The organism is Roseomonas sp. USHLN139 (assembly GCF_037145735.1).
GTDB lineage: Bacteria > Pseudomonadota > Alphaproteobacteria > Acetobacterales > Acetobacteraceae > Pseudoroseomonas.
The window spans coordinates 262447-287259 of sequence record NZ_JBBCWY010000003.1; the positions used below are offsets into that span (position 1 = coordinate 262447).

General features: G+C 72.7%; 22 protein-coding genes. 17 read left to right on the forward strand and 5 right to left on the reverse strand.

The features are described 5' to 3' along the window. The first annotated feature begins 253 nt into the window (after window positions 1–253). The 13 genes from pyrH to gloA all read left to right on the forward strand — a co-directional run bounded on the left by pyrH (window position 254) and on the right by gloA (window position 12878). Window positions 254–973 carry a UMP kinase gene (gene pyrH / locus WFI16_RS11700; protein WP_419898014.1) on the forward strand — a complete coding sequence of 240 codons (720 nt, stop codon included), beginning with the start codon at window positions 254–256 and terminating at the stop codon, window positions 971–973. Between the two features lie 39 nt (window positions 974–1012). Next, window positions 1013–1585: a ribosome recycling factor gene (gene frr / locus WFI16_RS11705; protein ID WP_419898015.1), complete on the forward strand. Its 573-nt coding sequence runs from the start codon at window positions 1013–1015 to the stop codon at window positions 1583–1585. Between the two features lie 8 nt (window positions 1586–1593). Then, entirely contained in the window at window positions 1594–2382 is a 789-nt protein-coding gene (gene uppS, locus WFI16_RS11710) for a polyprenyl diphosphate synthase (protein ID WP_419898016.1), read from the forward strand. A gap of 3 nt (window positions 2383–2385) precedes the next feature. Beyond that, window positions 2386–3279, forward strand: coding sequence for a phosphatidate cytidylyltransferase (locus tag WFI16_RS11715; RefSeq protein WP_419898017.1), 894 nt, complete (start codon window positions 2386–2388; stop codon window positions 3277–3279). Further along, a complete protein-coding gene (dxr, locus tag WFI16_RS11720) occupies window positions 3270–4478 on the forward strand; it encodes a 1-deoxy-D-xylulose-5-phosphate reductoisomerase (protein ID WP_419898018.1) in 1209 nt (402 codons plus the stop codon). The genes WFI16_RS11715 and dxr overlap by 10 nt, the downstream gene beginning before the upstream one ends. 135 nt (window positions 4479–4613) lie before the next feature. Further along, window positions 4614–5714: an RIP metalloprotease RseP gene (rseP, locus tag WFI16_RS11725; protein WP_419898201.1), complete on the forward strand. Its 1101-nt coding sequence runs from the start codon at window positions 4614–4616 to the stop codon at window positions 5712–5714. Window positions 5715–5918: 204 nt separating this feature from the next. Further along, the gene (gene bamA, locus WFI16_RS11730) at window positions 5919–8252 is read left to right on the forward strand and encodes an outer membrane protein assembly factor BamA (RefSeq protein WP_419898019.1); all 2334 of its coding nucleotides are present in this window, start codon (window positions 5919–5921) and stop codon (window positions 8250–8252) included. A gap of 62 nt (window positions 8253–8314) precedes the next feature. Then, complete coding sequence (locus WFI16_RS11735; protein ID WP_419898020.1) at window positions 8315–9043, forward strand: OmpH family outer membrane protein; 729 nt, start codon at window positions 8315–8317, stop codon at window positions 9041–9043. A 5-nt stretch (window positions 9044–9048) separates the two neighbouring features. Continuing rightward, window positions 9049–10095: a UDP-3-O-(3-hydroxymyristoyl)glucosamine N-acyltransferase gene (gene lpxD, locus WFI16_RS11740; RefSeq protein ID WP_419898021.1), complete on the forward strand. Its 1047-nt coding sequence runs from the start codon at window positions 9049–9051 to the stop codon at window positions 10093–10095. A 119-nt stretch (window positions 10096–10214) separates the two neighbouring features. After that, window positions 10215–10703 (forward strand): 3-hydroxyacyl-ACP dehydratase FabZ, encoded by a 489-nt coding sequence (gene fabZ / locus WFI16_RS11745; protein ID WP_419898022.1) that lies wholly within the window; start codon window positions 10215–10217, stop codon window positions 10701–10703. 4 nt (window positions 10704–10707) lie between these two features. Next, a complete protein-coding gene (gene lpxA / locus WFI16_RS11750; RefSeq protein ID WP_419898023.1) occupies window positions 10708–11586 on the forward strand; it encodes an acyl-ACP--UDP-N-acetylglucosamine O-acyltransferase in 879 nt (292 codons plus the stop codon). Next, window positions 11564–12451: an LpxI family protein gene (locus WFI16_RS11755; RefSeq protein WP_442970674.1), complete on the forward strand. Its 888-nt coding sequence runs from the start codon at window positions 11564–11566 to the stop codon at window positions 12449–12451. Before lpxA ends, WFI16_RS11755 begins: the two co-directional genes overlap by 23 nt. Window positions 12452–12464: 13 nt before the next feature. Continuing rightward, complete coding sequence (gene gloA / locus WFI16_RS11760) at window positions 12465–12878, forward strand: lactoylglutathione lyase (protein ID WP_419898025.1); 414 nt, start codon at window positions 12465–12467, stop codon at window positions 12876–12878. Window positions 12879–12963: 85 nt separating this feature from the next. Here gloA and WFI16_RS11765 read toward each other — a convergent pair whose 3' ends face one another. After that, complete coding sequence (locus WFI16_RS11765) at window positions 12964–13797, reverse strand: alpha/beta hydrolase (RefSeq protein ID WP_419898026.1); 834 nt, start codon at window positions 13795–13797, stop codon at window positions 12964–12966. Window positions 13798–14354: 557 nt separating this feature from the next. On the opposite strand from WFI16_RS11765, the gene minC reads away from it, so the two are divergent. From minC to minE, 3 genes are read left to right on the forward strand one after another with little or no spacing between them, the layout of a single operon-like run. Further along, on the forward strand, window positions 14355–15104 hold the full coding sequence (gene minC / locus WFI16_RS11770; protein WP_419898027.1) for a septum site-determining protein MinC: 750 nt from the start codon (window positions 14355–14357) through the stop codon (window positions 15102–15104). Window positions 15105–15150: 46 nt separating this feature from the next. Continuing rightward, complete coding sequence (gene minD, locus WFI16_RS11775) at window positions 15151–15969, forward strand: septum site-determining protein MinD (protein WP_076960681.1); 819 nt, start codon at window positions 15151–15153, stop codon at window positions 15967–15969. Continuing rightward, window positions 15966–16286: a cell division topological specificity factor MinE gene (gene minE / locus WFI16_RS11780; RefSeq protein WP_419898028.1), complete on the forward strand. Its 321-nt coding sequence runs from the start codon at window positions 15966–15968 to the stop codon at window positions 16284–16286. Before minD ends, minE begins: the two co-directional genes overlap by 4 nt. A 99-nt stretch (window positions 16287–16385) precedes the next feature. Here minE and WFI16_RS11785 read toward each other — a convergent pair whose 3' ends face one another. The 4 genes from WFI16_RS11785 to WFI16_RS11800 form a co-directional block, all read right to left on the reverse strand. Further along, window positions 16386–17249 carry a DMT family transporter gene (locus tag WFI16_RS11785; RefSeq protein WP_419898029.1) on the reverse strand — a complete coding sequence of 288 codons (864 nt, stop codon included), beginning with the start codon at window positions 17247–17249 and terminating at the stop codon, window positions 16386–16388. A 10-nt stretch (window positions 17250–17259) separates the two neighbouring features. Then, complete coding sequence (locus tag WFI16_RS11790; RefSeq protein WP_076960684.1) at window positions 17260–17448, reverse strand: hypothetical protein; 189 nt, start codon at window positions 17446–17448, stop codon at window positions 17260–17262. A gap of 428 nt (window positions 17449–17876) precedes the next feature. Then, a complete protein-coding gene (locus WFI16_RS11795) occupies window positions 17877–21611 on the reverse strand; it encodes a translocation/assembly module TamB domain-containing protein (protein WP_419898030.1) in 3735 nt (1244 codons plus the stop codon). Beyond that, a complete protein-coding gene (locus WFI16_RS11800) occupies window positions 21611–23533 on the reverse strand; it encodes an autotransporter assembly complex protein TamA (protein ID WP_419898031.1) in 1923 nt (640 codons plus the stop codon). Before WFI16_RS11800 ends, WFI16_RS11795 begins: the two co-directional genes overlap by 1 nt. Before the next feature lie 25 nt (window positions 23534–23558). Between WFI16_RS11800 and WFI16_RS11805 the strand changes: the two genes are divergently transcribed. Next, window positions 23559–24722: an amidohydrolase gene (locus WFI16_RS11805; RefSeq protein WP_419898032.1), complete on the forward strand. Its 1164-nt coding sequence runs from the start codon at window positions 23559–23561 to the stop codon at window positions 24720–24722. Window positions 24723–24813 lie beyond the last annotated feature (91 nt).

The window sequence follows — 24813 nt, forward strand, 5'->3', positions numbered from 1 at the left end:
CGCGTCGCGGGCTGCAGGGAAGGGGGTGCTGGCGCAGGCCGGCGCCCCCATCTTTCTGCCCGCCTTCTTCCGGCTTCCGGAAGCCCTGTCCGGGGACGCCGCCCGCGCCGCCATGCTGCGGCGCAAACGGCGTCGCCCCCGGTTTTCTGATCCGGCCGGTGCGGCCCGACGCCGCGACCGCGCTTGCTGCCCCCTCGGCCCGTGCCTATCGTGCCGCGCCCCTTCCTCGCCTCCTGCCGCCGGAGCCCGCATCATGACCGCCCCGATCTACAAGCGCGTGCTGCTCAAGCTGTCCGGCGAGGCGCTGATGGGCAATCGCGACTACGGGCTGGACAATGCGACCGTCCGCGCCATCGCCGAGGACATCAAGGGCGTCGTCTCGCTGGGCGTCGAGGTCTGCGTCGTGGTGGGCGGCGGCAACATCTTCCGCGGCGTCGCCGGCGCCTCCTCCGGCATGGACCGCGCCCAGGCCGACAGCATGGGCATGCTGGCCACCGTGATGAACGCGCTGGCGATGCAGAGCGCGCTGGAGCGGGCCGGCGTGCCGACCCGGGTGCAGTCCGCCATCCCGATGAGCAGCGTCTGCGAGCCCTTCATCCGCCGCCGCGCCGAGCGGCACATGGAGAAGGGCCGGGTCGTGGTCTTCGCCGCCGGCTCGGGCAATCCCTTCTTCACCACGGACACCGCCGCCGCGCTGCGCGCCGCCGAGATGAAGTGCGACGCCCTGTTCAAGGGCACCCAGGTGGATGGCGTCTATTCCGCCGACCCGCGCAAGAACCCGAATGCCGAGCGTTACACGACGCTCACCTATCTCGACATGCTGGCGCGCGACCTGGCGGTGATGGACGCCGCCGCGATCAGCCTGGCACGCGAGAACAAGCTGCCGATCATCGTCTTCAATATCCACGAGACGGGCGCCTTCACCGCCGTGATGCAGGGCGAGGGCCGCTTCACCACCGTCGTGGACCTCTGAGCCCATCCTACCGAGCCTAGCCGAGAAGGAAGCCGCGCCATGGCCGCACCTGCCGATCTGAACACGCTGAAGCAGGACATCGCCCGCCGCATGGAGTCGGGCCTTGAAGTCCTGAAGAAGGAATTCGTCGGCCTGCGCACCGGCCGCGCCTCGCCGGCGCTGCTGGAGCCGATCCGCGTCGAGGTCTATGGCGCCAACCAGCCGCTGGCGCAGGTCGCCAATATCTCGGTCGGTGGCCCCAGCATGCTGCAGGTGCAGGTCTGGGACCGCCAGGCCGCCAAGGCCGTGGAGATCGCCATCCGCGATTCCGGCCTCGGCCTGAACCCGCAGACCGAGGGCCAGACGATCCGCGTGCCGCTGCCGCCGCTGACCCAGGAGCGCCGCAACGAGCTGGCCAAGCAGGCGGCGAAGTATGCCGAAGCCGCCAAGGTGGCGGCGCGCGCCGTGCGCCGCGACGGCATGGAGCAGATCAAGGGCTGGGAGAAGAAGTCCGAGATCGGCAAGGATGACGCGGCGAAGTGGTCCGACGAGGTGCAGAAGCTGACCGACCAGACGATCAAGAAGGTCGATGAGCTGCTGGCCGAGAAGGAAAAGGACATCAAGGCGGTCTGACCGGAAGCATGAGCGCGGCGCCCCTCAACCAGCCTGCTGCCGGCGCCGCCTTCGCGGCCTCCGGGACCGCATCCCCGAGTCCGGCCGGGAGCACCGGCGACCCGGTGCATGTCGGCCTGATCATGGACGGCAACCGCCGCTGGGCGCGCAACCGCGCCCTGCCGCGGGCGCTCGGCCACAAGGCGGGGGTGGAGGCGGTGCGCCGCGCCGTCCAGGCCTGCGCCGATGCCGGCATCGGCTGGCTGACGCTCTTCGCCTTCTCCTCCGAGAACTGGCAGCGCTCGGCCGACGAGGTGCGCGACCTCACCGGCCTGCTGCGCCTCTATCTGCGGCACGAGGTCAACACGCTGGCCAAGAACGGCGTGCGGCTGCGCGTCATCGGCGAGCGCGAGCGCTTCGGCCGCGAGACCATGGCCGCCATCGCCGAGGCCGAGGCGGCCACCGCCCACAACACGCGGCTCAACCTGACCGTCGCGCTGTCCTATGGCGCGCGGGCCGAGATCGCCGCCGCCACGCGCGCCATCGCCGCCGAGGTCGCCGCCGGCACCCTCGATCCCGCGGCCGTCGACGAGGCGGCCATTGCTGCCCGGCTGTCCACCGCCGGCATGCCGGACCCCGACCTGATCATCCGCACCTCGGGCGAGCAGCGGCTGTCCAACTTCCTGCTCTGGCAGGCGGCCTATGCCGAGTTCGTCTTCCTCGACGTGCTCTGGCCGGATTTCGAGGCGGCGCATCTGGACCAGGCGCTGACCGAGTACCGGCGCCGGGCGCGGCGCTTCGGCGTCGGCGCGGGCTGAGCCATGGGCCTGCCGCCGCCCGTCATGCCCGAGCCGCCGGCCGGTTCCGCCGCCGCCGAACCCGCGCGCCGCTGGCGCGACCTGCGCAAGCGCGCGCTCTCCGCCGCCGTGCTGGGGCCGGGCGCGCTGCTCTGCATCTGGCTCGGGGCCGCGGCCTGGACCGCGCTGATGACCGTCGCCATCGCCCTGCTGACCTGGGAATGGGTGCGGATGTGCGGGCTGCGCAGCCGCGCCTGGCCGGGCATCGCGGTGCCCGCCGTGGTCGGCCTGGCCTGCGCCGCCGCCGTGCTGGGCCAGCCGGTCGTGGGCCTCGGCCTGCTGTTCGCCGGCTTCGCGGCGACCTGGATCGCCGCCCCGCGGCTGCGCCGCCGCGGCGGCCCGCCGCCGCCGGCCAGCTGGCTGGCCCTGGGCGTCCTCTATATCGGCCTGGCCGGCATCGCCCTGATCGAGTTGCGGCACGACAATGACGCCGGCCGCGGCAATGTCTTCTTCCTGATCTTCGTCGTCTGGGCCTCGGATATCGGCGCCTATATCGTCGGCCGGCTGGTCGGCGGGCCGAAGCTGGCGCCCTCGATCTCGCCGGGCAAGACGCGCTCCGGCGCGGTGGGCGGGCTGCTCAGCTCGATGCTGGTCGGCTGGCTGGCCGCCGACTGGCTGGTGCCGGGCAATCCGGCGGTGCTGAAGGTGCTGGCCGTCGCCGCCCTGCTCGGCATCGCGACGCAGCTCGGCGACCTGCTGGAGAGCGCGGTGAAGCGGCATTTCGGCGTCAAGGATTCCTCCATGCTGATCCCCGGCCATGGCGGCGTGCTCGACCGGCTGGACGGGCTGCTGGCCGCCGCCCCGGTCGCGGCGCTGCTGGCCTTCGCCGTCGGCTATGGCGTGCCCCTGTGGCGGTGAAGCAGGCGGCGGTGAAGCAGGCGGCGGTGAACGGTTCTCCGCGCCGGGTCACCATCCTCGGCAGCACCGGCTCGGTCGGCCGCAGCACGGTCGCCCTGCTGGATGCCGCGGCCCCTGGCGAGTTCTCGGTCGTCGCCCTGGTCGCCGGCCAGGATGCCGCGGGCCTGGCCGAGCAGGCGCTGCGCCTGCGCCCCGAGATCGCCGTGGTCGGCACCGAGAGCGCCCTGCCAGAGCTGCGGGCACGGCTGGAGGGCAGCGGCATCGCCTGCGCCGCCGGCCGCGCCGCTGTGCTGGAAGCCTCTGCCAGGCCGGCCGACTGGACCATGGCCGCCATCGTGGGGGCGGCCGGGCTGCAGCCGGTGCTCGCCGCGCTGGCCCGGGGCGGCACGCTGGCCCTGGCCAACAAGGAGGCGCTGGTCTGCGCCGGCGAGATCGTGCTGGCGGCGGCGCGGGCAGGGGGGGCGACCCTGCTGCCGGTGGATTCCGAGCACAACGCGCTGTTCCAGGCCTTCGACGCCCGCGAGGCCGGCGCGGTGGAGAAGATCATCCTGACCGCCTCGGGCGGGCCGTTCCGCGAGGCCAGCCTGGAGACCATGGCGTGCGCTACGCCGGAGCAGGCGGTGCGCCACCCGGTCTGGTCGATGGGCGCCAAGATCTCGATCGACAGCGCCACCATGATGAACAAGGGGCTGGAGCTGATCGAGGCCGCCCGCCTCTTCCCGATCCCCGAGCCGCGCATCGAGGTGCTGGTGCATCCGCAATCGGCGGTGCACGGGCTGGTGCAGTACAGCGACGGCTCGCTGCTGGCGCAGCTCGGCACGCCGGACATGCGGACCCCGATCGCCCATGCCCTGGCCTGGCCGCGGCGCATGGCGGTGGACCTGCCGCGGCTCGACCTGGCGGCGCTGGCGCGGCTGGATTTCTTCGCCCCCGATACGAAGCGTTTCCCGGCGCTGCGCCTGGCGCGCGAGGCCTTGCGGGCCGGGGGCGGGGCCCCCACCATCCTGAACGCGGCCAATGAGGCGGCGGTCGGCCTGTTCCTCGAACGGCGCCTGGGCTTCCTCGACATCGCCGCCGTGGTGGAGGAGAGCCTGGCCGCCCTCGGCGCGCCGGCCACCACCAGCCTGGAGGATGTCCTGGCCCTGGATGCGGCGGCGCGGCAGGATGCGGCAGCCCGCGCGGCGCGTCGCGCCGCTTGATACCTGGGAGCGCGGCCCGCCGCGCCGCCTGACTGAGTTGGACGGATCGGGCGGCCCGACCCGCCGCTTGCCCAAGCCCCGACGGCCCCGTGGCCGCGGGCAGGAGACGCGACCTTGGACTCCCTGCTGCATTTCGTGAACGACACCTTCCGCTCGGCCCTGGCCTTCGTGGTGGTGCTCGGCGTGCTGGTCTTCATCCATGAGATGGGCCACTACCTGGCCGCCCGCTGGCGCGGCGTGCATGTCGAGGTCTTCTCGATCGGCTTCGGCAAGCCGATCCGCAGCTGGACCGACAAGCGCGGCTGCCAGTGGCGGCTCTCCTGGCTGCCGCTCGGCGGCTATGTGAAGCTGCACGGGCATGAGGGGCCGGACGACGCGACGCCGGAGCAGCGCGCCGCCTGGCGCGAGGGCGAGACCTTCCACGCCAAGCCGGTGCGCGACCGCGCCATCGTCATCGCGGCCGGGCCGGCCGCCAATTTCCTGCTCGCCATCGTGCTGTTCGGCCTGCTCTACGCGACCGTCGGCCAGCCGGTGCCGACCACCAATGTCGGCCAGGTCACCATCGGCTCGGCCGCCGACCGCGCCGGCCTGCGCGCCGGCGACCGCATCCTCAGCCTGGATGGCCAGCCGGTCGAGCGCTTCGACCAGGTGCAGGCGCATATCCAGCCGCGCGGCGGCCAGCCGGTCGAGATCCGCCTGAGCCGCGACGGCGCCGAAAGCAGCGTCACCGCGACGCCGGACTCGCGCGAGGTCAATGGCCAGACCGTCGGCCTGCTCGGCATCGCCGGCGGCGCGCCGGAATTCCGCCGCATGGACCCGGTCTCCGGCCTGGTCGCCGGCGTGGTGCAGACCTGGGACGTGACCGCGCAGACGGTGGTGGCGCTGGGCCAGATGATCACCGGCAAGCGCGGGCTGGACGAGCTCGGCGGGCCGCTGCGCATCGCCCAGATCTCGGGCCAGGTGGCGCAGCTCGGCATCGCCAGCATGGTCTCCTTCGTCGCCGTGCTGTCGATCAATCTCGGGCTGATGAACCTCTTCCCGATCCCGATGCTGGATGGCGGCCACCTGGTCTTCCACGCGGTGGAGGCGATCCGCGGCAAGCCGGCCAAGCCGCGCACCATCGAGTACAGCTTCCGCGCCGGCTTCGCCCTGCTGATGGTGATCTTCGTCTTCGCGACCTTCAACGACCTCGGCGCCTCGGCGCTGGGGCGCTGGGTGGCCGGCCTGATCGGCTGAGCCGCCGACTCGGCCTCGGCGGGCCTTCTGGGCCCGTTTCCTTGACGTTTGGTGCAGGAAGCGCCCGCCGGCAGAGCTGAACCGGGCCCTTTTCAAGGGGGTGGCGGGCTTGCTTTTTACCCGCTAGTCTCCGGCCGCCCGGGACGCTCTGTTTCCGGCGGACCAACGCTTCGGCCCCCAACCACCGGCCCCGGATCCGATCCTTTGCACGCTACCCGCGCCATCCTGCTCGCCGCCACCTGCCTCGTGCCCGTCCTGCTGCCGCCCGACGCGTCGGCGCAGACGCGCAACCCGCCACGGCGCGGGGCGCCCGCGGCAACCGCCGCCGCGACCGGCATGGTCCGGGCGATCGACGTGCAGGGCAACCAGCGCATCGAGGCGGACACCATCCGCTCCTACATGCTGCTGCAGCCGGGCGACGCCTTCGACATCGACCGGCAGGACCGCAGCCTGCGCACGCTGTTCGCGACCGGCCTGTTCCGCGACGTCCAGGTCACCCGCCAGGGCGACCGGCTGGTGGTGAAGGTGCAGGAGAACCCGATCGTCAGCCGGGTGGCCTTCGAGGGCAACAGCAAGCTCTCCGACGACACGCTGCGGCCGGAGCTGACGCTGCGCCCGCGCGCCGTCTTCACCCCGGCGACCGCCCAGGCCGACCGCCAGAAGCTGCTCGAGCTCTATGCCCGCCGCGGCCGCTTCGCCGCGCGCGTCGAGCCGAAGATCATCGAGCTCGACCAGAACCGCGTCGACGTGGTCTTTGAGATCACCGAGGGCGATGCCGCGCTGATCAGCCGCATCAATTTCGTCGGCAACGAGGCCTTTTCCGACAGCCGGCTGAAGGAGATCGTCTCCTCGCGCGAGGCCGCCTGGTACCGCCCGTTCAGCTCGTCCGACACCTATGAGCCGGAGCGGCTGAACTTCGACCGCGAGCTGCTGCGCCGCTACTACCAGCGCCAGGGCTATGCCGATGTCGAGGTGACCGGCTCCACCGCCGAGCTGGCCCCCGACCGCAGCGGCTTCTTCGTCACCTATACGGTGAAGGAAGGCCCGCGCTATCGCCTCGGCAAGGTCGAGATCACCTCGGCGCTGCGCAACGTCTCGGCCGAGCGGCTGCAGCGCGTCATGACCATCCAGCCGGGCGACGTCTATGACGGCGACGCGATCGAGCGGATGGAGCAGACGCTGATCGACGAGGGCAACCTCGCCGGCGCGCCCTTCGTCGAGATCGAGCCGAAGATCACCCGCAACCGCGACACCAACACGATCGACCTGGTCTTCGCGGCGACCGAGGGCACCCGGCTCTATGTCGACCGCATCGACGTCACCGGCAACACGCGCACCCAGGACCGCGTGATCCGCCGCGAGATGCGGCTGGCCGAGGGCGATGCCTTCAACGCCGCCGCCGTCCGCCGCTCGCGCCAGCGCATCCGCGACCTCGGCTACTTCAACGACGTGCAGATCACCCAGCAGCCGGGCCCGACGCCCGACCGGGTGACGCTGAACACCAATGTCTCCGAGCGCGCCACCGGCGAGATCTCGATCGGCGGCGGCTATTCGACGGATGCCGGCGCGCTGGCCGATCTCGGCCTGCGCGAGCGCAACATCCTCGGCACCGGCGTCGATGCCCGCGCCAACACGACGATCGCGCAGCGCCGCAGCCAGATCGACCTCTCGGTCACCGACCCGTCCTTCTTGGACCGCAACCTGTCGGTCGGCGCCGACGTCTTCTACGTGGTCCGCGACCTGACGGATTATTCCGGCTACGAGGAGCGCCGCGTCGGCTTCAGCCTGCGCGCCGGCTACGAGTTCAACGAGCGGCTGCGGCAGAGCTGGGCCTATACCCTGTCCCGCCGCAACGTCTTCAACGTGAACGACGACGCCTCGATCTACATCCGCGAGCAGAAGGGCGTGACGCTGCTGTCGCAGATCGGCCAGACGCTGACCTACGACACCCGCGACTCCCGCCTCGACCCGCATGAAGGCTACGTGCTGCGCTTCGGCACCGACCTGGCCGGCCTCGGCGGCGACGTCTCCTATGTCCGCACCCGCCTCGACGGCAGCTACTTCATTCCCTTCGAGCGGCTGCTGGGCGATCCGGACTACGTGCTGGCCCTCTCGGCCGGCGTCGCCCACATGTTCAACTACGGCGGCAAGCAGGAGCGGATCATCGACCGCTTCTTCCTGGGCGGCGAGAACCTGCGCGGCTTCGCGGTCGCCGGCGTCGGCCCGCGCGACACCTCGACCGACGACGCGCTGGGCGGCCGCACCATGTGGACCCAGAGCACCGAGATGCGCTTCCCGCTGCCGGTGCCCTCCGAGCTCGGCCTGCTCGGCCGTGCCTTCGTCGATGTCGGCTCGCTCAGCGGCGGCAGCACCGGCGCGAATATCGTCGATGACTCGGCGCCCCGCGTCGGCGCCGGCATCGGCATCTCCTGGCGCAGCCCCTTCGGCCTGATCAACGTCGATCTGGCGCAGGCCGTGGTGAAGAAGTCCTACGACGAAACGCAGGTCTTCCGCTTCGGCTTCGGCACGCGCTTCTGAGCCTATCCTACGGAGTTCCCAATATGGCGCGTCGCGCACCGGCTGCGCTTGCAGCGATCCTGATGTCGTCCACCCTCCTGGTGGGCGGCCAGGCGCTGGCGCAGCAGCAACAGCAGTGGTTCGTCCCCAACCAGCCGCAGCAATCCTCGCCGCCCGCGCAGCGCCCGGCCCAGGCGCCGCGCCAGCAGCCGGCGCAGCGCCCGGTGCAGGCCAACCCGGCGCCGCTGCCGCCCGGCGAGCCGCCGCCGGCCGCCGTCATCGGCATCGTCGACGTGCCCGAGGTGCAGCGCAACTCGACCGCCTTCAACGCGGTGCGCGAAGAGATCGAGAAGCGCCGGCAGAAGCTGAACGACGATCTGCAGCGCGAGCAGGGCCGCTGGCGCGAGGAGCAGCAGCAGCTGGCCAACCAGCGCGCGACGCTGTCGCCGGAGGAGCTGCGCACCAAGGAGCGTGACCTGCAGGAGCGGGTGACCGACGCGCAGCGCATCTTCCGCGACCGCAGCCGCAACATCGAGCAGGCGGCGCAGGCCAGCCTGCAGGAGATCGAGCGCGCGCTCGCCCTGGTGATCCGCCAGGTCTCGGCCAGCCGCAAGGTCAACCTGGTGCTGCCGCGCCCGGTGGTGATCTTCAACGAGCCGGCCTTCGACCTGACCGAGGAGGTCTCGACCCAGCTCAACAAGGTGCTGAAGGCCGTGGCCGTGGCGCCCGAGGAAGCGACCCCCGCGGCCGCCCCGGCGGCGCGTCCGGCGCAGGGTGGCGGCCAGGGCCAGCAGGCGCCGCGGCGGAACTGACCGCCATGGCGGATCCGCGCTTCCACCCGGTCGCCGCCCCGCAGCCGCTGGCGGCCGTGGCCGCGGCGGCCGGGGCGCGGCTCGAGGAGGCGGTGGCGGCGCGGCTGTTCCGCGGCGTCGCGCCGCTGGCCGAGGCGGGCGGCGAGGAAGTCGCCTTCCTCGACGGCCGCAAGCACCTCGACATGCTGCGCGCCAGCCGTGCCGGCGCCGTGCTGCTCACCGCCGAGCTGGCGCCCGCCGTGCCGGAGGGCTGCGTCGCCCTGGTGGTGGCCTCGCCGCAGCTGGCCTTCGCCCGCGTCGCCGGCCTGTTCCACCCGCCCGCCAGCCCGGTGCCCGGCATCCACCCGACCGCCGTCATCGGCGAGGGGGTGACGCTGGGCGAGGGCTGCGAGATCGGCCCGCATGCGGTGATCGGCGACGGCGCCAGCCTTGGCGCCCGCTGCCGGGTCGGCGCGCAGGCGGTGATCGGTCCGGGCGTGGTGTTCGGCGACGACTGCCGCATCCATGCGCAGGCCAGCGCCATCTGCTGCCTGGCCGGGCACCGGGTCACCCTGCATCACGGCGCCCGCATCGGCCAGGAGGGCTTCGGCTTCGCGCCGACCCCGGAGGGCCGTTTCGTCACCATCCCGCAGCTCGGCCGGGTGATCCTGGGTGACGAGGTGGAGGTGGGGGCCAATGCCTGCGTCGACCGCGGCGCGCTCGGCGACACCGTGCTGGGCCCCGGCACGCGGCTCGACAACCTCGTGCAGATCGGCCACAACGTGGTCACCGGGCGGGGCTGCGTGATCGTGGCCCAGGTGGGGATTTCCGGCTCCACCCGGCTCGGCGATTACGTGACCATCGCCGGGCAGGCCGGGCTGACCGGGCATCTGAGCATCGGCAGCAAGGCCCGCATCGGCGCCCAGGCCGGCGTGCAGGGCGATGTGGCCCCGGGCCAGGATGTCACGGGCTCCCCTGCCATGCCGGTGAAGGATGCGCTGCGCGCCGCGCTCTATCTGCGCAAGCTTGGCGCCCGCAAGCCCGTGGCCAAGGGCGGCCGCGGCGAGGATTAGACGACGCCCGGGCGAGGCGGGACGATCCTGGCGCCACCCCGCCAGGCCCCGATCTCCGGGCCGGACTGCGAACACGAGCATGGCGCCGACCGCGCGCCCAGGACAGACGGACTGACGGCATGGACCAGCAAGAGCAGCCTTCCACCGAGGCGGCGCCGAAGCAGAATCTGGACAGCATCGACATCGCCCGCATCATGCGCGCGATCCCGCACCGCTACCCGATGCTGCTGGTCGACCGCATGGTCGATATCGTGCTGGGCGAGAGCGCCATCGGCATCAAGAACGTCACGGTCAACGAGAACTTCTTCCAGGGCCACTTCCCGGCGCATCCGGTGATGCCGGGCGTGCTGATCATCGAGGCGATGGCGCAGACCGCGGCGGTGCTGGTGGTCGAGACCCTGGGGCCGAGCGCGCATGGCAAGATCGTCTATTTCATGAGCATCGAGAACGCCAAGTTCCGCCGGCCCGTCGTCCCCGGCGACCAGCTGCGGATTCACATCAACAAGGACCGTCAGCGCGGCAATGTCTGGAAGTTCAACGCGGTGGCCCGGGTCGACGGCGTCGCGGTGGCCGAGGCCAGCTATGCCGCGATGATCATGGACCGCTGAGCGGATGCTCGAACGCGTGAACGAGACAGAACAGCCCGCCGCCACCCGCCAGATCGATCCCAGCGCCCAGATCCACCCGACCGCGATCGTGGCCGAGGGCGCCAGCATCGGCGCCGGCTGCCGCATCGGCCCCTATTGCATGATCGGCGCCGACGCGGTGCTGGGGCGCGACGTGGTACTGGTGTCGCATGTGGTGGTCGATGGCCATGCCAGCATCGGCGATGCCGTGCAGGTCAGCCCCTTCGCCACCATCGGCATGGCGCCGCAGGACCTGAAGTACAAGGGCCAGCCGACCCGCGTGGTCGTCGGCCCCCGCACCCAGATCCGCGAGCATGCGACGGTCCACCGCGGCAGCGTCGGCGGCCATGGCGTGACCACGGTCGGCGCCGACTGCCTGCTGATGGTCAATGCCCATGTCGGGCATGACAGCACGCTGGACCACCATGTGATCCTGGCCAACAACGTCATGCTCGGCGGCCATGTGCAGATCGCCGACACGGTGTTCGTCGGCGGCGGCGCCGCCATCCACCAGTTCGTCCGCATCGGCCGCCAGGTCGTGGTCGGCGGCATGAGCGGCGTCGAGGCCGATATCATCCCCTTCGGCGCCGTCATGGGAAACCGCGCGCGGCTGACCGGGCTGAACCTGATCGGGCTGAAGCGCCGCGGCTTCCCGCGGCCGCAGATCAACATCCTGCGCGCCAGCTTCCGCAGCCTGTTCCGCCATGCCGGCGAGCTGCGCGACCGCATGCAGGTGGTCGAGGCCGAGCACGGCCAGGACCCGGTGGTGCAGGAGATCCTGGGCTTCATGCGCGCCGACAGCCATCGCGGCCTGTGCCGCGCCCGCCGCGTCACGGTCGAGGATGACGACGCGACCGAGGGCTGAGGCCGTGACGGAGGCCACCGGCGCGCCGCTCGGCCTGATCGTCGGCGGCGGGATGATGCCGCAGCGCGCCGCCGCCGCCGCGGCCGCTGCCGGGCGCCGCCCGCATGTCGTGGTGCTGGAGGGCTTCGGCAATCCGGCCGATTACGCCGCCTATCCGCAGATCACCTGCCGGCTCGGCGCCGGCGGGCGGATGCTGGACTGGCTGCGCGCCGCCGGCTGCCGCGAGCTGGTCCTCGCCGGCCAGGTGAAGCGCCCCAGCTTCCTGGCGCTGCGCCCCGATGCGGGGGCGGCGAAGCTGCTGCCGCGCATCGGCATGAAGGCCTTCGGCGGCGATGATTCGCTGCTGACGGCGGTGATCCGCGTCCTCCGCGAGGAGGGCTTCGAGCCGCTGCCGGCCCAGGCCCTGCTGGCCGAGCTGCTGCAGCCGACCGCCGGCCAGCTCGGCCGCCACGCCCCCGATGCCGAAGCCGTCCGCGACATCCGCCGCGGCGTCGCCGTGGTGCGCGCGCTGGGCGCCGTCGATGTCGGCCAGGGCGCCATCGTGCAGCAGGGGCTGGTGCTGGCGGTCGAGGCGATCGAGGGCACCGACGCCATGCTGGCCCGTGCCGGCGCCCTGCACCGCGAGGGGCCGGGCGGCGTGCTGGTGAAGATCCTGAAGCCCGGCCAGGACCGTCGCGTCGACCTGCCCACCATCGGCCCGGCCACCATCGCCGCCGCCGCCGCCGCCGGGCTGCGCGGCCTTGCCATCGAGGCCAACGGCACCATCATCGTGGACCGCGCGGAGACCATCGCGGCGGCCGATGCGGCGGGACTGTTCCTGCTGGCGATCGACGTGCAGGCTCCGACCTGGAACGAACCCCTCTGAGGAATTCTCCCCCATGAGCAGCTTCCTGCACACCATGCTCCGCGTCGGCGACCTGGAGCGCAGCGTTTCCTTCTACACCAACCTGCTGGGCATGAAGGAACTGCGCCGCAACGACGTGCCCGACGGCAAGTACACCCTGGTCTTCGTGGGCTACGCCCCGGAGAGCACCGGCGCCGGCGTGATCGAGCTGACCTATAACTACGGCGTCGAGAAGTACGAGCTGGGCAATGCCTTCGGCCATCTGGCGATCGGCGTGCCGGACATCTATGCCACCTGCGACGCGCTGCGCGCCGCCGGTGCCAAGATCACCCGCGAGCCGGGCCCGGTGAAGTTCGGCACCACGGTCATCGCCTTCGTCGAGGACCCCGACGGCTACAAGATCGAGCTGATCGAGCGGAAGTCGGCCGAGGCCGGCACCAAGGGTTAATCTTCAACGCTGCCGCCGTCGCCTGGCGACAGCGGGTGAAACGGCCAGAACGAAGCGCGACCTTCCGGGTCGCGCTTTTTTTCGTTCACTCCCGCGCCGCCGCCGCCCCGGCCAGCGATTCCTCGATCAGCGCCCGGGCGGTGTGGCAGAGCAGCCCGTCCGGCGCGCGCAGCGATTCCAGCACGCCCTCCAGCTCCAGACCGGGCAGCGGCAGCAGCGGGCCGCCGCCGCCGTCGAGCGACCGGTAGGCGTGGAAATGCCGGCTCTGGCGCTGCAGCTCGGGGGGATCGGCCTCGCCGAAGGCCAGGGCGAAGGGCTTGCGGGCCACCGGCAGGCGCTGCGGCGAGAGCACCTCGACCTCCAGCGGGTTCAGCGCCAGCCCTTCCTCCAGCCCGGCCAGGTCGTAGCAGCCGCCGAGGCCGAGGCCTGCGGTGACCCGCGGATGCTCCAGCAGCATCGCCGCCAGATGCGCCCCCGAGCCCCAGCCGCAGAGCAGCACCGGCCCGGCCACGCCATGCCGCGGGCCCTGATCGGCCAACCAGTCCAGCGCGCGGTGCATCTGCCGCACGATGCGGGTCAGGCTGGCCGCCGGCGCCGGGCTGTGGCCGGGCAGCGCGGCGGCCCAGCCATGCGCCAGCAGCCCCTGCGCCACGGCGCCCGCGCCCAGCCGGCTGCCCTGCCAGTGGTCGCCCGGCAGCAGCACCAGCACCGGCGCGTCGGGCGCCAGGGCCGGGTAGAGGTCCCAGCGGCATTCGGCGGCGGCGGCATAGGCCAGATCCAGCTTGCCCGGCCGCGCCGCGCGCAGCGCCGCGGAATCGGCCTGGCGCTGCGCGGCGCGCTCGGCCGGGGAGGCGGGCTGGCCGAGGGCGCGGACGGCGCTGCGCGGGCTGCGCGGCGGCAGCGGCGGGACCGCGATCATCGCGGGCCGCCGGCCTGGCAGGCCGGCCCGGGGACCGCGCGCGCCCGCGCCCGCCGGGCGGCAGCCCCTGTCCGCTGCAGCGGGCGGCGCGGCCTCAGGCGGGGACGGCGATGCGACATGGCGGGACCTCCCGGGAATGATGGGCCTCGCATTGCAAACGCCATGCCGGGAAGGCCGCCGCCCGCGGCCGATCCGCCGGGGGGCGTGGCAGAAACGCGACGCCCGCGCGCCATCTGACGTTGCAGGGCGCGGCCCGCTCTTCGCCTGTCCCGTTCCGGCCTGTATAGATGAAGAATTCCTGGCGATCCGGAAGGCCATCGGTGGCAGAATGCCCATCCGGCAGGCGCTCCGCCGGCTGGATGCCCAGTCACCTGATCGCCAGCCCGGTATCCGGGGGGCCGTTCAGGGGAAGTCCGCCGTTCCACGCCGTGACCGCCGCCGGGGGGGAGCGGCAAGGCGATGGCAGGTTTCCGCTCCGCCGCGCTTTCTGCCAGAATCACGCCGACCGAGACTCCGTTTCAGCCACGAAGACCCAGCCAGGACCGTCACCACAGCCGATGTCAGCGCCCGCCCTCAATCCCCGCCTTGAGCCATTCCGGCTGCGGGGCGCGAATTTCAACCTGCTGGTGCTCCGGCTGCTGGACCCGCGCGCGGAGGTGATCGTGCCCGCGATCGCCGACCAGTTCCGCCGCGCGCCCGGCTTCCTGCGCTTCGCACCGCTGGTGATCGGGCTGGACGACCTGAACGTCGCGCCGCACGAGATCGATTTCATCACCCTGGTGAACGAGCTGCGCGCCATCGAGATCATGCCGATCGGCACCGTCGGCGGCTCGCCCGAGCTGCGCGCCGCGGCGCAGGGGGCCGGCCTGCCGCCGGTCCGCGCCGCCGGCGGCAAGGACGAGCCGGTGGAGATGGCCCCGGCCCCGGCCCAGCCCGCCGCCGCCGCGCCGGAGCCGCCGCTGCCGCCGGGCTCGATGCGGCCGACCATGGTGGTCGACCATGCGGTGCGCGCCGGGCAGCGGATCTGGGCCCAGGGCGCCGACCTGATCGTCAACGGCACGGTCAATCCCGGGGCGGAGGTGATTGCGGACGGCAACCTGCACGTCTATGGCGCGCTCCGGGGCCGTGCCATCGCCGGTGGCGCCGACAACATGGAGGCGCGGGTCTTCGCGCTGAACTTCGATCCGGAGCTGGTCTCGATCGCGGGCTACTACGCGGTGCGGGAAGGGCTGACGGATGCCCCGATCGGCAAGCCGGTGCAGGTGCGGCTGATCGGCGAGAACATGCGATTCGACCGGTTGGGCTGAGCCCCAACGAGCTGGCTCAGACTGATTGGAACAGAGGGAGATACTCATGGCGCAAGTGATCGTGGTGACGTCCGGCAAGGGAGGGGTCGGCAAGACCACAAGCTCCGCCGCCTTCGCCACCGGTCTCGCCCAGAGCGGCAAGAAGACGGCGGTCATCGACTTCGACGTCGGTCTGCGCAACCTCGACCTGATCATGGGCGTCGAGCGGCGCGTCGTCTTCGACATCGTCAATGTGATCAACGGCGAGGCCAAGCTCAACCAGGCGCTGATCCGCGACAAGCGGGTCGACACGCTGTCGATCCTGCCGGCCAGCCAGACGCGGGACAAGGATGCGCTGACCCGCGAGGGCGTCGCCCAGATCATCGAGGAGCTGAGCCAGGATTTCGACTACATCCTGTGCGACAGCCCGGCCGGCATCGAGAAGGGCGCCCTGCTGGCGCTGTATTTCGCCGACCAGGCGATCGTGGTGACCAACCCGGAGGTCTCCTCGGTGCGCGATTCCGACCGCATCCTCGGCGTGCTGCAGTCCAAGTCGCGCCGCGCCGAGGAGAAGAAGGACCCGGTCAAGGAGCATCTGCTGGTCACCCGCTACGACGCCAACCGCGTCGAGCGCGGCGAGATGCTGAAGCTCGAGGATATCCGCGAGATCCTGGCGATCCCGCTGCTGGGCGTCATCCCGGAGAGCGAGAGCGTGCTGAAGGCCTCGAACACCGGCAATCCGGTGATCATGGACGAGGCGTCGAGCGCCGGGACGGCGTATAAGGATGCGGTGGCCCGCTTCCTCGGCGAGGACCGGCCGCACCGCTTCATCGACCCGGAGAAGAAGGGCTTCCTGTCCCGGCTCTTCGGTGGGAGGGCAGCATGAGCTGGCTCGACGTCTTCCGCGGCAACCGCAAGCCCCCCGCCACGACGGCGGGGGCGGCGAAGGAGCGGCTGCAGATCGTGCTTGCGCATGAGCGCATCAACCGCAGCGGCGACGACTTCCTGCCGCGGCTGCAGCGCGAGCTGATCCAGGTGGTGGCGCGCTACGTGGCCATCGATCCGAAGGCGGTGAATGTCTCGCTCGACCGTGGCGGCGACATGAGCACGCTGGCGATCGAGGTGGAGCTGCCGCCGGCCGCGCCGACGCCGACCCCGGCGCCGGGCCGCGAGGCCGCCCCGGCGGGACGCCCGGCCGTCTGAAAGGACGGCCCGGCTGCTTCCAGACGGCGGTCCCCCCGCCGCGATCCTGCGACCGCCTCGGCACCCCCGCGCCGATGCGCGGCTTTCGGCCGCCCCTGCTCAGCGGGCGCGGCGGACCAGATAGAGGGTCGCCGCCAGCATGGCGAGCGTGCCCAGCAGCAGCCCCCAGCCCGGCTGCTCGGCATAGACCGCCCAGCCGATCGTGGCGCTGGCCGGGATCTGCGCATATTCCATGGGCGCCAGCAGCCCGACTTCCGCCCGCCGCGCCGCGGCCGAGGCACAGAGGTCGGAGACCAGCGCGAACATCGTCCCGCCGACCAGCATCGCCAGCGCGAAGAGGCTGGGAAGCTGCCAGACGAAGGCGGAGACCGGGCCCCAGAACAGCACCGAGAGCGCGGCATACCAGGCGATGACGCGGGCCGGCGGCTCGGTGGCGGACAGCTTGCGGAAGGTGATCAGCACCAGCCCGCTGCAGAGGCCGGCGGCCATGGCGGCCGGCGTTCCGAGCGAGAGCTCGCCGCCCGGCTGGGCGATGATCAGCACGCCGAGGAAGCCGATGCCGGCGGCCAGCGCCCGGTCGCGGCGCACCCGCTCGTGCAGCAGCAGGGCGGCGAGCGGCAGCACCCAGAGCGGCCGCGCGCTCATCATCGCCACCGCATCGGCCAGCGGCAGCCAGAGGATCGCCAGCAGCTGCAGCAGGAAGGTGGCGATGCCCGCCCCGCCGCGCGCCAGGTGCAGCAGCGGCCGGCGGGTGGCCAGCGCGGCGACCGGGCCGCTGCGCAGGATCCAGGGGGCGAGGACGGCCAGGGTGATGGCGCCGCGGGCGAAGGGCACCAGCGGCACCGGCAGGCCGTCGCGCAGCGCCGCGCGGTAGCAGGCATTGACGCCGGCGCCGCAGAGCGCCGCCAGCAGCATCAGCCCCATGCCCACCAGGGCGGCGGAGGGCGGGCGGCGGGGCCTCACGCGCGCAGGCTCAGCGGCGGCCGGCGAGCTCGGTCTCGAGGGCCTTGATCTTGGCGGTCAGCGATTCGCGCAGCGTCGCGGCGGCATGCGGCTTCAGCGCGGCCAGCGCTTCCTTGAGCTCGCGCAGCTGGCGCTTCTTCTCCTCGGGCGAGCGGGAGATGGGGCGGTTGCCGGAGATCTGGCCGTCGAAAGCGCGCATGAGCAGGGGTTCCTTGGGGTCAAAACCTGTTTCGCCGCCCGGGGCAGGGTCGCCCGGGCGGAAGCAGGCGGCGGCAGGGCGATGGAGCTAGGGTGCGGCGGCGGCGTGGCGGCAGGGCATGGCGCTGCCGCCGGCCAGGCCGAGGCCTGCCGGACGCCGCGTCACGAGGCTCGCCTGCGTTGCATCCATGGGCCGCAGGATAGCGCAGCCGGGCGGCGCGCGGAACGGCTGCCGGCATGCCGGTGGCCGGCCTGCCGCTGTGGATGGTTTCAGGAATCGGCCGTGCGGCCGCGGCTTTTCGCCCCCTTCGCGCCCGCAAAAAAATCTTGCGCCCCGCTGCGCGCCAGGGCGTCCCGCCCTGGGCGGCAGCATGGAAAGAAGGAGAAGGGGGTCCGGGGGAATTCATTCCCCCGGCCGCTGTCCCGGCTTCAGTACTCGAACTCGTAGGACAGCCCGACCCGCTCCCCGGATTCCCCCCCGGTCGAGCTTTCCAGCTTGAGCCGCGGCGTGATCTCGACCTGGACATTGGCGCGCGGCCCGCCATCGGCGCCCTGCTCGACGCCGACATAGACGCCCTGGCCGACATAGCCGCCGGCCTGGACGGAGGGGTTCTCCAGCCCGCCCTGGCTGTTGCCGACGCCGAGCCGGTCGAGCCCCAGCCGGTCGGCCAGCCGGCCGAGGAAGCCGCGCGAGCCGCCCGGCCCGACCCCGGCCAGGTTGGCGACGCCGCCGGCGAGCTGGGCGATCTCCAGCGGCGACAGCTTGTCGACCGAGCGGTTGAACAGCAGCCGCGCCAGCACCTCGTCCTGCGGCAGCTCGGGCTCGGAGCTGAAGGCGATGGTCGGCTTGGCCGGCTCGCCGGTGATGGTGACGGTGATGGTGACGCCCTGGGTGGTGGTGCTGGCGGCGAAGTCCAGGCTGGGCATCAGGCTGCCGTCGAAGTTCAGGTCGCCCTTGCTGAAGGTCAGCCGGCGGTCGAGCAGCTGGAAGGTGCCGCGGCGCAGGTTGAAGCCGCCGGCGGGCTGCGGATCGGCCGCGGTGCCGCCGACCCGCAGCGTGCCGCCGAGCTCGGCATCCAGGCCGCGGCCGCGCACCAGGATGGATTGCGGCGCCTCGACGGTGACGTTCAGCGCGATAGGGGGCGCGGGCGTCGCCGGCGGCGGGGGTGGCGGGGCATTGGCGCCGCGCTCGCGCACCTCGCCCAGCGTCGCCACGCCACCGCCGGGCAGCGCCTGCGGGATGTTCAGCGCGACGCGCTTCAGCCGCACGGTGCCGCCCAGCGCCGGGCTGACCTGCAGCGGGCCGGTGAAGCGCAGATCGGCATCCATCAGCGCGGTGACCAGCTCGCTCTGCACCGGCGTCGCGTCGCGCGCGGTGATGCTGATGTCGAGCGGGATGCCCTCGGCCAGCGGCTGGGCATAGCCGTTGATGGCGATGCGGCCGGTGCCGGCGCGCGCCACGATATTGTCGACCAGGACGCGGTCGCCCTCCATGCGCAGGCGGCCGCCGATATTGGTCAGCCGCAGGCCGAAGAGCGGGTTGCGCACCTCGCCGCCCGAGAGGGTCGCGGCGCCGGTCAGCACCGGCGCGCCAAGCGTGCCGGAGGCGCCGGCATCGATGGCGACGCGGCCGGTGACGCGCATGGCGCCGCCGCCCAGCGAGGGTGCGACCAGCGGCTGGATGTTCAGGTTGCCCTTCACCGAGGCGTTCAGCGGCGCCTCGGCGCCGGGGCCCTGGGGCAGGCCAGCGGTGGCGTCGAGGGTGATCAGATTGCCCATGCGTAGCGCGGCGGTGGCGCGGATGGCGCCGGCGCCGTTGCGCTCGACATCGACCTTCAGGCTGGCGGCGGGCCAGCCCTGCGACCAGGGCGCCTCGGCGCGCAGGCCGGTGCCGTTGAGGGTGGCGGTGATCTCCGGGGCGGCGACCGGGCCGGTGATGCGGGCCTCGCCGACCACGCTGCCCTGCAGTCGCGGCTCGGGCGCGAACATGTTCACCAGGGAGGCAGGCAGCGCCGCCAGGGCCACCCGGATATCGGCGCGCTCGGGCCCCCAGCGGCCGCTGACGGTGAAGTTGCCGGCCGGGCGGGCGGACAGGCGCAGGCCGGGAATCTCGATGGCGCCGGAGGGCGGGAGAAGAATGCTGCCGGGGGCGGCCAGGCGGATCCCCATCTCGCCCTGGCTGGCGTCGAAGGCGGCGATGTCGAGGCGCATGCCGGCCTCGCCGCGGGTGAAGCGGCCACGGCCGGCGACATTGGCCTGCGGCAGGCGGCCCTTCACGTCCCAGTCCAGCGCCGCGTCGGTGCCCTTCAGTGTCATCTCGGCGGCATAGGCCTGGCCGGCCAGCTGCACCTGCTGCGCCGCCAGCCGGGCATCGATCGACTGCCGGCCTTCCGGCGTCGGCGCCAGCCGGGCGGTCAGGCGGAAGCCGCCGGCGACGGGCTGGCCGATCAGGCCGGAGAGCGGGGCGATGTTCTCGGCGCCCGCGGTCATCTGGCCGTCGAAGCGGGCGGCCGCCATGTCGTAGCGGCCCTCGGCGGTGGCGCGCACCGGGCCGAAGGTCGCCTCGGCCTGCTCCAGCTTCACCGCCTCGCCGTCGCGGGCGGCGCGGAGGGCGATCTGCACCGGCTGGCCCTCGGCGCGGCCGGTCAGGCGCAGCGTGCCGGCATAGGCGCTGACCGCCGGAATCTCGGCGGTGAGATCGGGGTTCTCGATCTTCCGCCCGGCGGCAATCAGGCCGGGGCTGGTCAGGTGCAGGCGGATGGCCGGGTCGGCGACCGGGCCGGTCACCTTCGCCTCCAGGCGGGCAGGGCCCTCCAGCTCCGGCCGGACGGCCTTCAGGTCGGGCACCTGCAGCTGGGCGGAAAGATCAAGAATATCCCAGCCGCTGCCCTGGACGTTCAGCGTCGCGCCACGGCCGCGCAGCTCCAGGCTGTCGATGCGGAAGGGGGTGCCGGCGAAATCCACCTCGGGCTCGGGGCCGAGCACGGTGGAGAGCGGGTCGGGACCGCGGAGGCCCCGGGGGCGCAGCTGCGCGGTGATGGTCTGGCCATCGCGGATTTCCGCGTTCAGCAGGATCCCATCCCAGCCGACGATCTCCGGCACCAGCGGGCCGAGCACCGAGGAGGCGGCGACCCGTGCCTCGGCCTTCAGCAGGGCCAGGCTGCCGCTGGCGGTGACCTCTCCCGCCTCGGTGGTCAGGCGCAGCGAGCGCAGCGCGGGCTGGCCGCCGGCGGGGATCACCGCATCGAGGGCAAAATCCAGCGCCCGCACCGGCGGCGGCGCCAGGATGGCCGGCGAATCCAGATGGCCGGCCAGGGTCAGCCCGCCGGCGCCACCGGGCTGGAGGGCAACCTGGCCCTCGGCGCGGAAGCCGGCCTGGCCGCCGAAATCGGCGCGCGCGGTGAGTGCTGCGCCGGACGCCGGGCCGTCCAGCTTCAGGCTGAGATCGGCCGGCGCGTCAGGGATGCCGAGGCCGGTGGCCAGCACGCCGCCGGCCGGCTCCTGCACCCGCAGATCGGCCAGCAGCCGGCCCTTGGGGTCGAGGCCGAGGGCTAGGTCGAGCGAGCCCGCCGCCTCCAGCCGCTGCACGGCGAGCTTGGCCTGCAGCGCCGCGGCGACCAGCGAGGCATCGCCGTTCAGGGAGAGGGCGAAGCCGGGGGCGGGGCCGTGCTCCTCGACGGTGGCGGCGACCAGCTCGCGCGGGATCTCGATGCGGGCAATGGCCAGCTTCTCCAGCCGCACCGCGACCGGCAGCTCGGGCAGGGAGGGGATCAGCGGCGCGTCGGGATCGGCGGGCGCCGGCGGCGGCGCGTTGGGATCGGCCTCCGGCAGGCGCAGCAGGGCGATGCGGCCGGCGGTGATCTCCTCGATGCGCAACTCGCGGCCGAGCAGGGTGCGCAGGTCGAGGTCGATCCGCGCATTCTCCACCTCGAGCCAGGGCCCCTTGGCATCGGCCATGACCAGGCGGGAGAAGCCGGGGGCGCCGGGCAGCGGGCCGTGCAGCCCCTCCAGGGTCAGGCCGGGCACGAAGCGCTGCGCCAAATCGGTGATCAGGCGCTGGCCGGGCGCGGTATTGGCCCCCAGCAGCACGCCGCCCACCAGCAGCAGCGGCAGAATGATGACGAGGGCCAGGGTGAACCCGGCCCAGCGCAGCAGCCGGCGCATCAGAACGCCTGCCCGATGCCGACATAGAGGCCGAAGGCGCTGTCGCCCCGTTCCTTGTTGAGCGGCACGCCGATATCGGCGCGCAGCGGTCCGATGGCGGTCAGGTAGCGCACGCCGAGGCCGGCGCCGACCTTCAGGTTGCTGAAGGTGGGGGTGGGGTCGCGGGTGACGGCGCCGGCATCGACGAAGGCCGCCATGCCGAAATTGCCGGAGACGCGCTGGCGCAGCTCGATCGTGCCCTCGATCTGCGACAGCCCGCCGGCCGGCTCGTCCGAGGCGGTGCGCGGACCCACCGACTGGTAGCTGTAGCCGCGCACCGAGCCGCCGCCGCCTGAATAGAAGCGCTTGTCCGGCGGCACGCCGCCGAAGCTGGCGCCGACGATGCTGCCGACCACGCCGCGCAGCGCCAGGATGCTGCCCTTGTCGCCGGAGATGTCGAAATAGGTGCTGCCCTGGACGCGCAGCCGGGTGAAGGCATTGCTCTCGCCCAGGCTGTAGATCGGGTTGACCAGCACGGTGGCGCGGGTGCCGCGGCTCGGGTTCAGCGGGCTGTCGGTGTCGTTCCAGCGCAGCGTGCCGAGCACGCCGACCAGCTGGTAGTCGGTGGTCACCGCATCCTGCGTCACCCGGCTGAATTCCAGCTGCGGCCCGGCGCCCCAGGACAGGCGGGAGGAGACGGTCCGCTCCAGCAGCGCGCCCAGGGTGAAGGCATCGCGGTCATAGGCGTCGGGGCGCTCGCGCAGGGCGGCGATGTCGAAGGTCAGGGTCTGGTTGCGCCCGGCGAACCAGGGCGTCTTCAGGCTGGCGCCGACCTTGCCGCCGGTGTCGCTGGTATCGCCCGTGGTGCCCAGGCGGTTGACCTCCGCCTCCAGCCGCAGCCGCTCGGCGCCGCCGAACAGGTTGCGGTGCTCCCAATAGGCGCTGAAGGTCGGGCCGTAGCGGGTCTCGTAGGCGGCGCCGAAGCCGATCGCGTGCAGCGGCCGCTCGATCACCGTGTAGGCGACCGGCAGGCGGCCGGTCTCGTCCAGCCGCTCGGCGGCGCGGGCGCGCACCGTGTTGAAGACGCCGAGGCTGAGCAGGTCGCGCCGGGTCTGGTCGATCTTCTCCTGGCTGTATTGCTGCCCCTCCAGCGGCGCCACGATGCTGGCGAGCAGCGAGGCATGCGTCCGCTGCTCGCCGGTGACGGAGGGCTGCGCGAAATTGGCGCGCGGCCCGGGCGCGACCAGGAAGGTGACCTCCATACGCTGCGTGTCGTGGTCGACGGTGACGCGGCGGCGCAGGCTGGCGAAGGGATGCCCGGCATCGCGCAGGGCGGTGAGCATGCGCCCCTCGGCATCGAGGATCGGCTGGGCGCGGGCGGGCGTGCCTTCCTCCAGCCCGGCGGCGCCGGCATCCTCGAGCGAGGCGCCGGCCGGCTCGGCCTGCAGCCGCACCGTGGCCAGCCGGTAGCGGGCGCCCTTCTCGACGGTGATCACCACCGGGATCGGCGTGTCGCCGGTGCGGGCCGCCAGCCGGTCGGCCAGGCCCGGCGTGTCCGGCGTCGTGCCGTCCACCAGGATGCGGGCGGTGCCGGCGTAGTAGCCCTCGGAGCGCAGCGCGTCGCGCATGTTGCCCGACTCGGCGATGGCCCGGCTGACCAGGCCATAGCTATCGACAGGCGCGCGCTCGCGCAGTTGGTCCAGCGCCGAGGCGCGCGAAATCGCGCTGTCGAGGGCCTCGTCGCCGGTTTCCGGCAGCGTGACCTCGTAGGTCACCGTCCGCTCGGCGGCGACCTCGGGCGCGTCGTTCTCCCTTGATTCCGCGTCGCCTTCCGCCGCGGCCGGCGCTTCCTGCGCGCGGGCATGCAGCACCGCGACGAGCGGAATCGCGAGGCCAAGACTGGCGGAGAACAGGGCGAGGGGGAGGGAGGATTTGAGACGCATCGGCTTAAGCGGTATGCCCTAACACATGGACCCGACCCTTGCCGAAACACTGACGCGTTGGCGCAGGCATCTCCACGCCAATCCGAGCCTGACCCTGCATGAGGGGCCGACCGCGGCCTTCGTGGTGGAAAAGCTGAAGGAACTTGGTGTCACCGACATCGCGACCGATGTCGGCGGCCACGGCGTCGTGGCCAGCCTGCACCGGCCCGGCAGCAACCGCAGCGTCGGGCTGCGCGCCGATATGGACGCGCTGCCGATCGAGGAAGCGGCGCAGGACCTGGCCTGGCGCAGCACCAATCCGGGCGTGATGCATGCCTGCGGCCATGACGGGCACACCACCGCGCTGCTCGGCGCCGCGGCGCTGCTGCTGCAGGACGACAGCTGGACGGGCACCGTCCGCCTGGTCTTCCAGCCGGCCGAGGAAGGCGGCGGCGGCGCCGCCGCGATGGTGAAGGACGGGCTGTTCCAGCGCTTCCCGATGGACCGCATCTTCGGCTGGCACAACTGGCCCGGCCTGCCGGTCGGCACCATCGCGGTGCATGACAACGCCGTGATGGCGGCGGGCAACCGCTTCGAGATCGTCATCGATGGCCATGCCGGCCATGCCGCGCTGCCGCACCTGACGCGCGACCCGATCGTCGCCGCCGGCCATGCCATCGTCGCCTGCCAGTCGATCGTGGCGCGCAACCTCGACCCGATGGCGACCGGCGTGGTCAGCCTGACCGTCATCGAGGGCGGCGAGGCGCAGAACCAGATCGCCGCCCGCGTCGTCATCAAGGGCAGCATGCGCTACCTGACCGAGGAGGTCGGGCAGCAGATCCGCGACGGGCTGGCGCGCGTCGCCGCCGGCGTCTCCGCCACCTTCGGCGTGCGGGCCGAGGCGATCATCGGCGCCGGCGTGCCGGTCACCGCCAACCATCCCGAGCCGCGCGAGCTGGCCGCCGAGGCCGCCGCCGCCGTCACCACGCTGCGCCGCGACATCGGCCCGGCGATGACCGGCGAGGATTTTTCCCACTTCCTGCACCAGGTGCCGGGCGCCTTCGTCTGGATCGGCAATGGGCCGGCCGAGGGCGGGCGCGAGCTGCACAACCCGCATTACGACTTCGACGATGCGGTGCTGCCGGTGGCCAGCGGCTTCCTGGCCGAGACGGCGCGGCGCGCCCTCGCCCGGGATGCCGAGGCGGCGTGAGGCGGCGCGGTCCGGAGCAGGGCGAAGGGCCGGCATGACCAGGCCAACGCCTGGGCCCTGCCGGGGTTGCGCCCGAGGTAACAGCGGCCTG

What these genes read in the sequence shown, in the direction of transcription:
- pyrH (WP_419898014.1), top strand. Translation starts at nt 254, where the DNA reads ATGACCGCCCCGATCTACAAGCGCGTGCTGCTCAAGCTGTCCGGCGAG.
- frr (WP_419898015.1), top strand. Translation starts at nt 1,013, where the DNA reads ATGGCCGCACCTGCCGATCTGAACACGCTGAAGCAGGACATCGCCCGC.
- uppS (WP_419898016.1), top strand. Translation starts at nt 1,594, where the DNA reads ATGAGCGCGGCGCCCCTCAACCAGCCTGCTGCCGGCGCCGCCTTCGCG.
- WFI16_RS11715 (WP_419898017.1), top strand. Translation starts at nt 2,386, where the DNA reads ATGGGCCTGCCGCCGCCCGTCATGCCCGAGCCGCCGGCCGGTTCCGCC.
- WFI16_RS11735 (WP_419898020.1), top strand. Translation starts at nt 8,315, where the DNA reads ATGTCGTCCACCCTCCTGGTGGGCGGCCAGGCGCTGGCGCAGCAGCAA.
- lpxD (WP_419898021.1), top strand. Translation starts at nt 9,049, where the DNA reads ATGGCGGATCCGCGCTTCCACCCGGTCGCCGCCCCGCAGCCGCTGGCG.
- fabZ (WP_419898022.1), top strand. Translation starts at nt 10,215, where the DNA reads ATGGACCAGCAAGAGCAGCCTTCCACCGAGGCGGCGCCGAAGCAGAAT.
- lpxA (WP_419898023.1), top strand. Translation starts at nt 10,708, where the DNA reads ATGCTCGAACGCGTGAACGAGACAGAACAGCCCGCCGCCACCCGCCAG.
- WFI16_RS11755 (WP_442970674.1), top strand. Translation starts at nt 11,564, where the DNA reads ATGACGACGCGACCGAGGGCTGAGGCCGTGACGGAGGCCACCGGCGCG.
- gloA (WP_419898025.1), top strand. Translation starts at nt 12,465, where the DNA reads ATGAGCAGCTTCCTGCACACCATGCTCCGCGTCGGCGACCTGGAGCGC.
- WFI16_RS11765 (WP_419898026.1), bottom strand. Translation starts at nt 13,797, where the DNA reads ATGATCGCGGTCCCGCCGCTGCCGCCGCGCAGCCCGCGCAGCGCCGTC.
- minC (WP_419898027.1), top strand. Translation starts at nt 14,355, where the DNA reads ATGTCAGCGCCCGCCCTCAATCCCCGCCTTGAGCCATTCCGGCTGCGG.
- minD (WP_076960681.1), top strand. Translation starts at nt 15,151, where the DNA reads ATGGCGCAAGTGATCGTGGTGACGTCCGGCAAGGGAGGGGTCGGCAAG.
- minE (WP_419898028.1), top strand. Translation starts at nt 15,966, where the DNA reads ATGAGCTGGCTCGACGTCTTCCGCGGCAACCGCAAGCCCCCCGCCACG.
- WFI16_RS11790 (WP_076960684.1), bottom strand. Translation starts at nt 17,448, where the DNA reads ATGCGCGCTTTCGACGGCCAGATCTCCGGCAACCGCCCCATCTCCCGC.
- WFI16_RS11795 (WP_419898030.1), bottom strand. Translation starts at nt 21,611, where the DNA reads ATGCGCCGGCTGCTGCGCTGGGCCGGGTTCACCCTGGCCCTCGTCATC.
- WFI16_RS11800 (WP_419898031.1), bottom strand. Translation starts at nt 23,533, where the DNA reads ATGCGTCTCAAATCCTCCCTCCCCCTCGCCCTGTTCTCCGCCAGTCTT.
- WFI16_RS11805 (WP_419898032.1), top strand. Translation starts at nt 23,559, where the DNA reads ATGGACCCGACCCTTGCCGAAACACTGACGCGTTGGCGCAGGCATCTC.